At 53.9% G+C, this 14,333-nt stretch carries 9 protein-coding genes; 3 read left to right on the top strand and 6 right to left on the bottom strand.

From position 1 onward, the window contains the following. Nucleotides 1-76: 76 nt before the first annotated feature. The 5 genes from lon to bolA all read right to left on the bottom strand — a co-directional run bounded on the left by lon (nt 77) and on the right by bolA (nt 6,897). Nucleotides 77-2,431: an endopeptidase La gene (gene lon / locus WFN87_RS04865; protein ID WP_008454618.1), complete on the bottom strand. Its 2,355-nt coding sequence runs from the start codon at nt 2,429-2,431 to the stop codon at nt 77-79. A gap of 176 nt (nt 2,432-2,607) precedes the next feature. Then, nucleotides 2,608-3,882 carry an ATP-dependent protease ATP-binding subunit ClpX gene (clpX, locus tag WFN87_RS04860; RefSeq protein WP_008454617.1) on the bottom strand — a complete coding sequence of 425 codons (1,275 nt, stop codon included), beginning with the start codon at nt 3,880-3,882 and terminating at the stop codon, nt 2,608-2,610. Nucleotides 3,883-4,014: 132 nt separating this feature from the next. Further along, nucleotides 4,015-4,638 (bottom strand): ATP-dependent Clp endopeptidase proteolytic subunit ClpP, encoded by a 624-nt coding sequence (gene clpP, locus WFN87_RS04855; protein ID WP_008454616.1) that lies wholly within the window; start codon nt 4,636-4,638, stop codon nt 4,015-4,017. Nucleotides 4,639-4,932: 294 nt separating this feature from the next. Continuing rightward, the gene (gene tig / locus WFN87_RS04850) at nt 4,933-6,231 is read right to left on the bottom strand and encodes a trigger factor (RefSeq protein WP_008454615.1); all 1,299 of its coding nucleotides are present in this window, start codon (nt 6,229-6,231) and stop codon (nt 4,933-4,935) included. A 348-nt stretch (nt 6,232-6,579) separates the two neighbouring features. Continuing rightward, entirely contained in the window at nt 6,580-6,897 is a 318-nt protein-coding gene (gene bolA, locus WFN87_RS04845; protein WP_008454607.1) for a transcriptional regulator BolA, read from the bottom strand. 305 nt (nt 6,898-7,202) lie between these two features. On the opposite strand from bolA, the gene WFN87_RS04840 reads away from it, so the two are divergent. Then, entirely contained in the window at nt 7,203-7,781 is a 579-nt protein-coding gene (locus WFN87_RS04840) for a lipoprotein (RefSeq protein WP_008454604.1), read from the top strand. 57 nt (nt 7,782-7,838) lie between these two features. Continuing rightward, nucleotides 7,839-9,314 (top strand): muropeptide MFS transporter AmpG, encoded by a 1,476-nt coding sequence (gene ampG, locus WFN87_RS04835; protein ID WP_336982993.1) that lies wholly within the window; start codon nt 7,839-7,841, stop codon nt 9,312-9,314. Between the two features lie 78 nt (nt 9,315-9,392). Here ampG and WFN87_RS04830 read toward each other — a convergent pair whose 3' ends face one another. After that, complete coding sequence (locus WFN87_RS04830) at nt 9,393-12,170, bottom strand: flavocytochrome c (protein WP_336708287.1); 2,778 nt, start codon at nt 12,168-12,170, stop codon at nt 9,393-9,395. 645 nt (nt 12,171-12,815) lie between these two features. Here WFN87_RS04830 and WFN87_RS04825 point away from each other — a divergent pair. After that, nucleotides 12,816-14,327: an anion permease gene (locus tag WFN87_RS04825; protein WP_336982994.1), complete on the top strand. Its 1,512-nt coding sequence runs from the start codon at nt 12,816-12,818 to the stop codon at nt 14,325-14,327. Nucleotides 14,328-14,333: the final 6 nt, after the last annotated feature.

Below are 14,333 nucleotides of genomic sequence, written 5' to 3'. Positions count from 1 at the left end.
GCGACACAAAAAAAAGCTGGCAAGTGACAATTCACTTACCAGCCCTAATTTTATTGACTGTATTTGCGTCAGGTCACTATTTTGCGGTGACCACCTGCATGCCGGAAGGCTCATTCTGCAGCGCGAGGGCCAGAACTTCCTCAATACGCTTCACAGGATGAATCGTCAGGTCTGCAATCACGTTGTCCGGAATTTCTTCCAGATCGCGCTTGTTGTCGTCCGGGATCAGCACGGTTTTGATGCCGCCACGATGCGCTGCCAGCAGTTTCTCTTTCAGGCCACCAATCGGCAATACCTGGCCACGCAGGGTAATTTCACCGGTCATTGCCACATCGGCACGAACCGGGTTCCCTGTCAGGCAGGACACCAGCGCGGTACACATTGCGATACCGGCGCTTGGGCCGTCTTTTGGCGTTGCCCCTTCCGGCACGTGAACGTGAATATCACGTTTTTCGTAGAAGTCACCGTTGATACCCAGTTTTTCAGCACGAGCACGGACAACGGTCAGCGCCGCCTGGATAGACTCCTGCATAACTTCACCGAGGGAGCCGGTATAAGTCAGCTTGCCTTTACCCGGTACGCAGGCGGTTTCGATGGTCAGCAAATCGCCGCCCACTTCCGTCCACGCCAGCCCGGTCACCTGGCCTACGCGGTTTTCGCTGTCGGCACGGCCGTAATCAAAGCGTTGCACCCCAAGGTAATCCTTCAGGTTGTCGCCGTTGATTTCGATGTGCTTGAGCGATTTATCCAGCAGCAGCTGTTTCACCGCTTTACGGCACAGTTTGGAGATTTCACGCTCCAGACTACGGACGCCCGCTTCACGAGTGTAGTAGCGAATGATGCCCACAATGGCGCTGTCATCCACTTTCAGCTCGCCTTTTTTCAGGGCGTTGCGCTCAATTTGCTTCGGCAGCAGGTGCTGTTTGGCAATGTTCAGCTTTTCGTCTTCGGTATAGCCAGACAGGCGAATCACTTCCATACGATCCAGCAGCGGCGCCGGAATGTTCATGGAGTTAGAGGTCGCCACAAACATCACGTCGCTGAGATCGTAGTCCACTTCCAGGTAATGATCGTTAAACGTCACGTTCTGTTCTGGATCAAGGACTTCCAGCAGCGCAGAAGCAGGATCGCCGCGCATGTCGGAAGACATCTTGTCGATTTCATCCAGCAGGAACAGCGGGTTTTTGACGCCGACTTTGGCCATCTTCTGAATCAGTTTACCCGGCATAGAGCCGATGTAGGTCCGGCGGTGACCACGGATTTCCGCTTCGTCACGCACCCCGCCCAGCGCCATACGCACGTATTTACGACCCGTGGCTTTAGCGATGGACTGGCCCAGAGAGGTTTTACCTACCCCCGGCGGCCCAACCAGGCAAAGAATTGGCCCTTTCAGCTTGTTGACACGGCTTTGGACTGCGAGGTATTCCAGAATGCGATCTTTCACACGTTCCAGACCGTAATGGTCGGTATCGAGGATTTCCTGCGCCTGACGCAGATCTTTTTTGACCTTGCTGCGGGCGTTCCACGGAACCTGAACCATCCAGTCGATGTAGCCGCGCACCACGGTAGCTTCCGCAGACATTGGCGACATCATTTTCAGCTTCTGCAGCTCGGCTTCGGTTTTCTCGCGCGCTTCTTTCGGCATTTTTGCCGCGTCAATTTTGCGCTTCAGCGCTTCATTTTCATCAGGCGCATCGTCCATTTCGCCCAGTTCTTTCTGAATCGCCTTCATTTGCTCATTCAGATAGTACTCGCGCTGGCTTTTTTCCATCTGCTTTTTAACGCGGTTGCGAATGCGTTTCTCCACCTGCAGCAGATCGATTTCCGACTCCATCATCGCCATCAGGTATTCCAGACGCTCGTTGATATCGGACATCTCAAGCACAGATTGCTTGTCCGACAGCTTAAGCGGCATATGGGCGGCAATGGTATCGGCCAGACGTGCAGGATCGTCGATGCTGTTCAGCGACGTCAGCACTTCTGGTGGAATTTTTTTGTTCAGCTTGATGTAGCCTTCAAACTGATTAATTGCGGTGCGAACCAGCACTTCCTGCTCGCGCTCTTCAATCGCCGGCGAGTTCAGGTACTCCGCCTGCGCAGAGAAGTGGTCGCCGTTGTCAGACAGCGTGGTGATACGCGCGCGCTGAAGCCCTTCTACCAGTACTTTTACTGTACCGTCGGGCAGTTTCAGCATCTGCAGAATTGAAGCAACGGTACCTACAGTGAACAGGTCGTTAACACCTGGCTCATCCGTCGAAGCCTCTTTCTGCGCCACCAGCATGATTTTCTTATCATGGTCCATTGCAGCTTCCAGGCAGCGAATGGATTTTTCACGCCCGACAAACAGTGGAATAACCATGTGCGGATAAACCACCACATCGCGCAGCGGCAATACGGGGATTTCAATGCGTTCAGAACGCTCAGGATTCATAGAGCTCTCTCTTAGTTTAGTGTCCGCCAGGTGATTTGGTGAACGCTTCCGCTCCACCAACAAGTAAATCAGTATATGGGGCTGTTTCCCGGACATTCAACTGTGGGAATGCAGGAAAAATAAATGGGGGATAAAATCCCCCATTTTCTTATTAACTGACTGGTTATTCTGGCGAATTATTCACCGGATGCCTGCTGTGCTTCCGGCTTACCATAAATTAATAGCGGCTTGGACTGGCCAGCGATGACGGACTCGTCAATCACCACTTTTTCCACGTCGTCCAGAGATGGCAGATCGTACATGGTGTCCAGCAGCGCGCCTTCCACGATGGAACGCAAGCCACGAGCACCGGTTTTACGGATCATCGCTTTCTTCGCAATCGCGTCGAGCGCTTCATCACGGAATTCCAGCTCTACGCCTTCCAGGTTGAACAATGCCTGATACTGTTTGGTAAGCGCATTTTTCGGCTCTTTCAGGATCTGGATCAGCGCGTCTTCGCTCAGTTCGCTTAAGGTTGCGACCACCGGCAGACGACCGATAAACTCAGGGATCAAACCAAATTTGATCAGATCTTCCGGTTCTACCTGGCCAAGCAGCTGGCCTTCGCTGGCTTTCTCAGACTTCGCTTTTACCGTTGCGCCAAAGCCGATACCAGAACCCGTTTCCACGCGGTTGGCGATCACTTTATCCAGGCCTGCAAATGCGCCGCCGCAGATAAACAGAATCTTGGAGGTATCAACCTGCAGGAATTCCTGCTGCGGATGCTTACGGCCACCCTGAGGTGGAACGGCAGCCACGGTGCCTTCAATCAGCTTCAGCAGCGCCTGCTGTACACCTTCACCGGACACGTCACGGGTGATGGACGGGTTATCAGATTTGCGGGAGATTTTATCGATCTCATCGATATACACGATGCCGCGCTGGGCTTTCTGTACGTCGTAGTCGCATTTCTGCAGCAGCTTCTGAATGATGTTTTCAACGTCTTCGCCCACGTAACCTGCTTCGGTCAGCGTGGTTGCATCGGCCATAGTAAATGGCACATCCAGCAGGCGAGCCAGCGTTTCTGCCAGCAGCGTTTTACCGCTACCTGTCGGGCCGATCAGCAGGATGTTGCTTTTACCCAGCTCAACGCCGTTGGACGTGTCGCTGTTGCGCAGACGTTTGTAGTGGTTGTAAACCGCAACCGCCAGCACTTTCTTCGCCTGCTCCTGGCCGATAACATAATCGTCAAGATGGTGGCGAATTTCGTGCGGCGTTGGCAACGCACTGCGTTCACGGTGCGGCGCAACTTCTTTAATCTCTTCGCGAATGATGTCGTTACATAAATCGACACACTCATCGCAGATATACACTGACGGCCCGGCAATCAGCTTGCGCACTTCATGCTGGCTTTTGCCGCAAAAAGAGCAGTACAGCAGTTTGCCTGAACCGTCTTTGCGCTTATCTGTCATCAGTAAAACCTCTTCTCTGTTTCTGTGTGCTACCACCGGTAGCACAAGTGCCACTCTACGGCGCAGCCGATAGTGAAGCGTTAAGTCAGGCCGCGACGTTGACTATAGTATAGCGGCCTAAAGCTTCGGGCATTAGTTACGGTGAGTCAGGATCGAATCAACTAAACCGTACTCTACCGCTTCGCTTGCGGAGAGGAAACGATCGCGCTCGGTGTCTTTCTCGATTTGTTCAAGCGATTTGCCCGTATGTTCCGCCATCAGCTCGTTCATACGTGCTTTCACTTTCAGGATCTCTTTAGCGTGGATTTCGATATCCGTCGCCTGGCCCTGATAGCCGCCCAGCGGCTGGTGAATCATGACGCGGGAGTTCGGCAGGCAGAAACGCTTACCTTTTGCCCCAGCGGTCAGCAGGAATGCGCCCATCGAGCAAGCCTGGCCCATACAAATGGTGCTGACGTCAGGCTTAATAAACTTCATGGTGTCGTAAATCGACATCCCGGCCGTAATTACGCCACCCGGAGAGTTGATGTAAAGATAGATATCTTTTTCCGGGTTTTCTGCTTCCAGAAACAGCATCTGCGCCACAATCAGGTTAGCCATATGATCTTCTACCTGACCGGTCAGGAAGATGACGCGCTCCTTAAGCAGACGAGAATAGATATCGTATGAACGTTCGCCGCGGGATGTTTGTTCAACAACCATCGGCACCAGGGCCATATGGGGTGCTAATTGATCTCGTTCGCCACTGTATGACATGTCCGTCTCCTGGAGTAATTAAGCCTACTGTACTGATTCTACTTGAGACGCAGGATATTGACTATGTTCCTTGCGCCGATTCTGGACGGAGTCAGTCAGGGATTGTTAATGGAACCTCACCCGAATAATGGGGATGATTTGCCCTGTTTCAAGCATAACAACCTTTTGTTGTTACGCTAACCCTGAAATGGGGTTTTATTGATGGCTTATCGTGTGATTTAGCAATAAAAAAGCCCGCCACCAAAAGGTGACGGGCCCGATGCTGCGTTTTTTGGCTAATCAGCCAAAAAGCACTTACGCCTGCTGGTTCATCAGCTCGCTGAAAGTGGTCGCTTTTTCGGACACTTTCGCTTTAGCCAGAACGGCTTCAACAGCCTGCTCTTCCAGCGCAACGTTGCGCATGTTGTCCATCAGCTCTTTGTTTTTACCGTAGAACTCGATGACTTCAGTCGGATCTTCGTAGGCAGAAGCCATTTCTTCGATCAGACCTTTAACACGCTCTTCGTCAGCTTTCAGCTCGTGGGTACGAATCACTTCGCCCAGCAGCAGACCAACAACAACGCGACGTTTAGCCTGCTCTTCGAACAGTTCACGTGGCAGTTCCAGAGCCTGTTTCTCGTTGCCACCGAAACGCTGTGCAGCCTGGCGACGCAGAACGTCGATTTCGCCGTCGATCAGCGCAGCTGGCACGTCGATGTTGTTAGCGTTAACCAGACCGTCGATTGCCTGAGACTTGATGCGGTTACGCACGGCGCCTTTCAGTTCGCGATCCATGTTTTTACGCACTTCGGTACGCAGGCCAGCCACGGAACCATCTTCAACGCCGAAACGCTTGATGAACTCTTCGGTGAATTCTGGCAGCTCGCGCGCTTCAACTTTCTTCAGCACGATGTCGAACTTCGCCGCTTTCCCTTTCAGGTTTTCAGCGTGATATTCTTCCGGGAAGGTTACTTCGATAGTGAACTCTTCGCCCGCTTTGTGGCCAACGATGCCGTCTTCGAAGCCAGGGATCATACGACCCTGACCCATTGCCAGCACGAAGTCAGAGGCTTTGCCGCCTTCGAACACTTCGCCGTCAACGGAACCGGTGAAATCGATGGTAACGCGATCTTCTGCAGTCGCTGCAGCGTCGCTGTCTTTCCAGGTCGCCTGCTGCTTGCGCAGGGTGTCCAGCATCGCATCAACGTCTTCGTCGGTCACATCAACAACCGGTTTTTCAACTTCGATGGCTTCCAGACCCTGCAGCTCAACTTCTGGGTACACTTCAAACTCTACCGCGTAGGTGAAGTCTTCGCCCAGTTTGTATTCGCCCGGCACATAGTTAGGTGCGCCAGCCGGATTGATCTTCTCTTTGATGATCGCATCAATAAAGTTGCGGCTCATAAGCTCGCCCAGCACGTCCTGACGAACGGAAGCACCGTAGCGCTGCTCAACGACGGTCATCGGCACTTTGCCTTTACGGAAGCCATCGATACGTACTTTTTTAGCTACGTTGACCAGCTCGCTTTTTACAGCGGTTTCGATGCTGTCTGCAGCGATAGTAATCGTGAGACGGCGGCCAAGGCCCTGAGTGGTTTCAACTGAAACTTGCATCTTGTTACCTCAAAAAATCACAGTGCTCGGTCAACTCTGGAAGCCCTGGTGGCTTCACAGAACCAGGATGTTCTCTGAATCAGAAACACATTCCCTGTCGTCAGAATCATCCCGAAGACATTCAAAAAATAAGACGCAGCATTATAGCGGCATCACAGGGGTGAGTCGAGAACGGCAATAGCGCTCGGCTGCGGCCTTTTTCACACTTCTTTGTCATTTATTCTTCTTTGCCCGCTCCCTTAAAGAGGCAGGCAAAACAAAACGGCCCGCAGGCCGTTTTGGGAAACGCAGTATACATACCGCAACATAACGGAAAAGTTCCCTTAGTTGCAAACGCTTAGCGGTTAATCAGGCAATGCTGCCCGCGCCACGGCAGTTCGGGGAGGCAAACACCGTGTCCTGCAGCCCTTCCCACTCTTTGACGGTGTAAGTATGCAGCGCCAGCGCGTGTACCGGGCCTGCCAGTTCCTCACTTAATGTGCCATAAATCATGCGATGGCGGTTTAAAAAGCGTTCGCCGGTAAAACGATCGCTAACCAGCACCACCTTAAAATGGCTTTCGGAGCCCGCCGGGACATTGTGACGATAGCTTTCATCCACGACTTCCAGGTACGCGGGGGTAAAGGCGGCTTTTAACTTCTCTTCTATCTGCTCGCGTATCAGCATGAACTTTCTCCTCGACAACGTAGAGATGCCACTCATCCCTTTAAATGTTAGCCGCTTTTAGCCAGATTTTGCTTTGAACACAACAAAAATTTAACTTTCGCGGGCCTTTCTTCACCCGGTTATCAGAACGTTCATAGGGTTAAGGCACTAAACCGAATGAAAAGTGTCAGAAGGTTTTGCTGAAGCCCGGAAAAATGGCAACGCGATGAAATTCCGTGCGTTAAGCACTTCCCCTGCACGACCGCAGTGTTATGATGGCGTGATTTTTTATCAGCCTGCCCTTTGAGTACATTGAGAAAGCGAACATGTTAAAAAAATTACTTTTCCCGCTGGTTGCCATGTTTATGCTGGCCAGCTGCGCAACACCGCCAACCACCATTGAAGTGTCACCAAAGATCACCCTGCCACAGCAGGATCCAAGCCTGATGGGCGTGACGCTAAGCATCAACGGTGCCGATCAGCGTACCAGCCAGGCGCTGGCGAAGGTGACCCGCGACAATCAGCTAGTCACGCTAACGCCATCCCGCGATCTGCGCTTCCTGCTGCAGGAAGTGCTGGAGAAACAGATGACCGCCCGCGGTTATATGATTGGGCCAAACAGCCCGGTTGATCTGCAGATCATCGTTAACCAGCTGTATGCAGACGTTTCCCAGGGTAACGTGCGCTACAACATCGCCACTAAAGCGGATATCTCCATCATTGCTACCGCGAAGAACGGTAACAAGATGACCAAGAACTACCGCTCCAGCTATAACGTTGAAGGCGCGTTCCAGGCTACCAATAAAAATATCGCTGACGCGGTTAACTCCGTGCTGACCGATACCATTGCGGATATGGCTCAGGACACCAGCGTTCACGACTTCGTTAAGCAGAACGCTCGTTAATTTTTACCCCGTTGGCCTGCTCACGCGGGCCAACAACAGAGTTTGTACAATTCCCCTATGTCCAATCATTATCTGCGCATCTTTCAGCAGCCAAAATCAGCCATTTTACTGATTCTGGGCTTTGCGTCCGGCCTGCCTCTAGCCCTGACTTCAGGTACGCTTCAGGCCTGGATGACCGTCGAAAACATCGACCTGAAAACCATCGGTTTCTTCTCGCTTGTGGGCCAGGCCTACGTCTTTAAGTTTCTTTGGTCGCCGGTAATGGACCGCTATACCCCGCCGCTGCTCGGGCGTCGTCGTGGCTGGCTGTTAATCACGCAAATTCTGTTGTTGGTGGCAATCGCCGCCATGGGGTTCCTTGAACCCTCCTCGCAGCTGCGCTGGATGGCTGCCCTGGCGGTGATCATCGCCTTCTGTTCTGCCTCCCAGGATATCGTCTTTGATGCCTGGAAAACTGACGTTCTGTCTGCCGAGGAACGCGGGACCGGTGCCGCCATCAGCGTGCTGGGCTACCGCCTGGCAATGCTGGTTTCCGGCGGTCTCGCGCTCTGGCTGGCGGACCGCTATTTAGGCTGGCAGGCCACCTACTGGCTGATGGCAGCCCTGCTTGTGCCCTGTATTATCGCCACGCTTTTGGCGCCAGAGCCTACAGATGCCGTCCCCGTCCCTAAAAGCCTGGAGCGCGCCGTCGTTGAACCGCTGCGTGACTTCTTTGGCCGCAACAATGCCTGGCTGATTTTGCTGCTGATTGTGCTTTATAAGCTGGGCGATGCCTTCGCCATGAGCCTGACCACCACGTTCCTGATCCGTGGCGTTGGCTTTGATGCCGGTGAAGTCGGCGTGGTGAATAAAACGCTGGGGCTGTGCGCCACCATTTTCGGCGCGCTGCTTGGCGGAATGCTGATGCAAAAGCTGACGCTGTTCCGCGCCTTGCTGATCTTCGGCATTTTGCAGGGCGTGTCCAACGCCGGTTACTGGCTGCTGTCGGTAACGGATAAAGACATGATTACCATGGCAAGCGCGGTGTTCTTCGAGAACCTCTGCGGCGGCATGGGCACTGCAGCCTTCGTGGCGCTGCTGATGACGCTGTGCAACAAGTCATTCTCAGCCACCCAGTTTGCGCTGCTTTCCGCGCTTTCCGCCGTGGGCCGCGTGTATGTCGGCCCGATTGCCGGCTGGTTCGTGGAAGCCCACGGCTGGCCGACGTTCTACCTGTTCTCTGTCGTCGCCGCAGTACCGGGGATCCTATTATTACTGGTCTGTAAGCGCACGATGGAGTTCACCCAGCAAAACGAAACCTTCATGACGCGCAGTGAATTTGCTCCGGCTTACCGCCTGGCGCTGCGTATTCTGGGCTTTGGCTGCCTGCTGCTGGCGGCGTGGCTGCTGGTTATTATCAGCAATGCGCTGGGGCTAACCGAATGGGCATTTGGTTTACAGCTGCTGGAATGGGGCGCTTTGTTCGCCATCGGCGGGATTCTGTTTGGCGGCCTGCTGGACTTCCTCGCCCTGCGCAAAACGTCACTTATCTGATAAGAATAAAAAAACCGGGCGGATAAACGCCCGGTCTGAGAAAGCCGGCAAGGTCACCCTGCCGGCTTTTTTATCGCCTTAAGCCAGCGCGTGTGCTGCCGCGTTTTGCCCGGCAAGTGTACCAAAGATGATGATATCGGCGACGGCGTTGCCGCCGATGCGGTTTGCACCGTGAATGCCGCCCACCACTTCACCCGCGGCCCAGACGCCCTGAATCACCTGATGCTGTTCGGTTACCACTTCTGCGCTGGTGTTAATGGTGACACCGCCCATCGTGTGGTGAACCCCCGGCGCAATGCGGATCGCGTAGTATGGCCCAGTGTCCAGTGGGAAACGCATCCCGGTGGTACGCCCAAAGTCTTCGTCCTTTTTCTGCTTCACAAAGCCGTTGTAGCGATCCAGCGTTTGCTGCAGCGCGTGCGCATCCATATTCAGCTTCACCGCCAGCTCTTCCGCCGTTGGCGCGCTGATCACAAACCCACGGGCAATATATTCATCCGCCGCTTTGTTGTTCTGGCGTACCTGCTCATCAAACAGGATCCAGGCACTTTTCTCCGGCAGAGCGATAATCTCTGCGGAAACCTTGTCACGGGTTTCCAGCTCATTGAAGAAGCGCTGCCCTTCCTGACTGACCAGAATAGCCCCGCCGCCGCGAATGGACTCGGAGATCAGATAAGAAGTCGTTTGCTCCACGGTCGGGTGGATCTGGATCTGATCCATGTCCACCGTACCGGCGCCGATCTTCTCCAGCAGGGCAATACCGCTCCCGGTCGCACCTTTATGGTTGGTGGTCACAAAACCTTTCAGCTCAGGGCGGTAGTGAACAACCATTTTACGGTTGGCGCTGAAGCCACCGGTAGCCACAACCACGCTTTTCGCCAGCAGAATATGGTGTTCGTTATATTCGTTCGCGACCTTAACCCCGGTTACCACGCCGTTTTCATGCAGAATCTCTTCCACGGTGGTATCCAGCAGTACGTCAATGCTGCGCTGGTTGACGTTGTTGACCAGGCCGCTTATCAGGAAGCCACCAACGGCCGAGCGGTCTGCCGGGCGGTGTGTACGGTCAATACTCATCCCGCCGGTGATGGTAATGTCGTTCAGGACGATATCCAGGCTTGCCAGCCAGTCAATGGCGCCTGGCGCGCGCTCGACGAACTCTTTCAACAGCTCGGTATTGTTTCTGAATTTACCGCCTTTCAGCGTCTCATCGTAGAACAGCTCTTTGCTGTCTTTGATGCCCTTCATCGCCTGGAAGCGCGTTTCCGCGGCGTTCATGCCCACGGAGGCTTTGATGGTGTTGCCGCCGATGGTTGGCATCTTCTCGATGATCACCACGCGGGCACCGGCGTCGGAAGCACGAATAGCCGCCGCCAGGCCTGCACCGCCGCTGCCGATCACCGCCACATCGTAGCTTTGAGGTGCATCCGGGTTGCCGCCTTCTTCAATCACATGTTCTTTGCTGGAGGTGGTCATCGCGCGGGAGACCGCTTTCTTCAGGGCCTCACTTTGTGCCGTTGCTCCGGTCACCGCATCCACATACGGGCTGTTGGCCACCAGCATACGCGAGCGCAAAATTTCGAAACTTGGGGTGAAATCGACATCCACCGAATCGTCCTGCACCAGAGTAATGTCGGTGATACGGTCAGTGTCGAGCGTGACGCTGATTTTGAGCTTGAGCGCTTCGGCCTCCACTTTTTCCTGGAAGACCCCGGCTTTGTATTTGCGGCCAGTGGTGCTGGTGTCGCGGATCATGGCATCGACCAGCGAGAAGCGCCACAGCGGCTCAGGGATCAGCAGCTCTTCACGCTTGGTGCTGTCAATGAACAGATCCAGCGTTTCATTTTTTAGAATGCGATCGGCCCAGTCCGGGTAGGCAATACAGGCTTTCCCGACGGCAATCAGGTCGTACCCGAGGCCCAGCGCTTCTTCGGCATCAGTGCGGTTAACGACCCCACCCACCCCGATAACCGGCACTTTCGCCAGCGTTTCAGACCGCATCGCCAGATACTTGTTGATCAACATGGTCGGATCTTTGGTATCGACGATCGACGCACGCTTGAAGTAGCCCACGGAGAAGTGCACGTAATCAACGCCCCTTTCCGCCAGCTTTTCCAGCAGGTACATGGTGTCATCGAAGCGGATGCCTGGCACCTCAATCTCTTCCGGCGAGAAACGGTAGCCGATAATAAAGGAAGCATCGGCGAAGCGGCTGGCCATTTTGTGGGTGATTTCGAGCACTTCCAGCGGGAACCTGGCGCGATTGTCGCGGCTGCCGCCCCACTTATCGTCACGCTGGTTAGAGTTTGGCGAATAGAACTGCTGAATCAGGTAAGTGTTTGCGCCGTGGATCTCCACGCCGTCGAATCCGGCTTTGATTGCACGGTTCACGGCATCGCCAAACTTGGTGATCATCACATCCACTTCTTCGGCAGTCAGGGCTTCTGGCGTGGTGGCCCCTTCACGCGGCGCGGCAATGGCGCTCGGCGCGACGGGCTTCTTGCCGCCAATCAGCTCCGGCTCAACCATTCGGCCGCCGTGATAAATCTGCAGAATGGCTTTAGAGCCGCGGGATTTAATCGCGCTGGCAATTCGCGCCAGGCCAGGAATTTTGTTGTCACTGTCGATAGCCAGAGCACCGGGGAAAGCGGGGCCTTTAGGATCGATAAAGCAGCATTCGACGATAACGGTGCCGATGGTGCCCGCGCGTTCGCGGTAATACTCAACCAAATCGCTGGGCACGCTGCCGTCGTAAAAACCGGTACAGGTGGTCATCGGCGCCATGATCAGGCGGTTTTTCAGCACCGCGCCGTTGGGCAAGGTGAGTGGCTTCAGGATCGGAGTTTTGGAGTTCATTCTTTATCATTCCAGCAGGTGAGGTCGACATTGTCCGGCACTCAATGAATAGCCCCGGCAGGCAACACAATTATCAGGGAGTAACGTAATTTGAATTAGAGAACAGAAACGGCAATTTTGCGGAATATATTTTTCGAATGTTAGTCAACGCCTTAAAAAAAGCAAATACAAATAATAACCATAAATAACAAAAGGTTTTATATCACTTTGCTTCTACTGAATAGTCGATGGCAATCAGCGAAGCGGCTTATTTACATCAGGTTACGATTTGATCTTTAACCACTTAAAGACTATGGATATAAATGAAGCGGATTTTTTAGTTAAATAAAATCGTTGGCTTTTTGCTATACAGAAACCAAAATCAAATACCTGACACGGCCAGCAGGAGCGTAAAAGAAGGGATAATCTCCCATTGTTTCAGTATGATGAAGGATTCGAGAAACAATCGCTTATCACTCAATAAATATGAGGTTAAATGGAGGCAGGGAGCAGGTGCGATGGGCGGTCAGATTTGCACCGGTTAAAAAAACTATCATGAATGTATAAAATTCTGCCTATAAAAGATGAGGTGGAAATAAAAGTCGGGAAACAGGTTTTGCAGGGAATATTAATCGAATTCATCATGATAACTTTAAGGCACAGGCTATGACTAACACCTCACCAATAAGCGCGACAGCGAAAGCATCGCCCCCGAACGCGGGGAATAAAAAGCGCTTGATATTGCTATTTTTACCTATCCTTATCAGCATCATTATATTACTGCTTCCGGTTCCGGCCGGATTAGAGCCCTACGCATGGCACTTCTTCGCCATCTTCGTCGGGGTGATTGTCGGGCTTATCTTCGAACCCTTACCAGGCGCAGTTATCGGGCTGACAGGCATCGTGGTTATCGCGCTGTTCAGCCAGTGGCTATTGTTTAGCCCGGCCGAGCTGGCAGACCCTAAATTTAAGCTGGCGAGCCAGTCCTTCCAGTGGGCGGTCAGCGGCTTTAGCAACTCCACCGTTTGGCTGATCTTCGGCGCCTTTATGTTTGCCGCCGGCTACGACAAAACGCAGTTTGGCCGCCGTCTGGCGCTGATCCTGGTGAAATACCTGGGCCGACGCAGCCTGACGCTGGGTTACGCGATCACCTTCGCCGACCTGCTTCTCGCCCCGTTCACTCCGTCTAACACCGCGCGCAGTGGGGGCACGATTTACCCGATTATTGCTAACCTGCCGCCGCTGTATGGCTCTCTGCCCAATGACCCAAGCTCGCGCAGAATTGGCTCTTACCTGATGTGGGTGGCGATCAGCGCCGCCTGTATCACCAGCTCGATGTTCCTCTCCGCGCTGGCACCGAACCTGCTGGCACTGGCGCTGGTGAAAAGCATCATCGGCTTTGAGATCTCCTGGGGCATGTGGTTCCTGGCCTTCCTGCCGCTGGGCGTGCTGCTGATCCTCACCATGCCGCTGCTGGCTTACTGGTTCTATCCGCCGGAAGTGAAGGTGAATGACGAAGTGCCGAAATGGGCTGCCGCAGAGCTGGAAAAACTGGGCAAACTGTCGCGCAACGAAATCCTGCTGCTGCTGTTTGTCTGCAGCGCCCTGCTGATGTGGATTTTTGCCGCCGCATGGATTGAGCCTGCCATGGCCGCTCTGCTGGTTATTATCCTGATGCTGTGGACCGGCGTGCTGAACTGGAACGACATTATCAGCAATAAACCGGCCTGGAATACCTTTGCCTGGTTTGCCACCCTGGTGGCGCTGGCCGATGGCCTCGCTCGCGTGGGCTTTATTGCCTGGCTGGGTAAAGAAGGTGCCGCGCTGCTGCACGGCTTCGACCCGCAGGTGTCGGCGGTGATGCTGCTGGTGGCGTTCTACCTGCTGCACTATCTATTTGCCAGCACCACGGCGCACACCACCGCCCTGCTGCCGGCCACGCTGACCATCGCCGCATCCATTCCGGGTATCAATATGCCTGTCTTCTGCCTGATGATGGTGACCTCGCTCGGCGTGATGGGGATCATCACCCCTTACGGCACCGGTCCAAGCCCGATTTACTACGGCAGCGGCTACCTGCCAACCAAAGATTACTGGCGAATGGGTACCATCTTTGGCGCTATCTTCCTCTGTTCGCTGATGCTTATCAGCTACCCGTGGATGGTGCTGATGTTCTGATGCACA

It is taken from the genome of Cedecea sp. AS113 (genome assembly GCF_037152415.1).
Taxonomy (GTDB): Bacteria; Pseudomonadota; Gammaproteobacteria; order Enterobacterales; family Enterobacteriaceae; genus Cedecea.
This window is presented reverse-complemented; position numbering and strand designations above follow the sequence as displayed.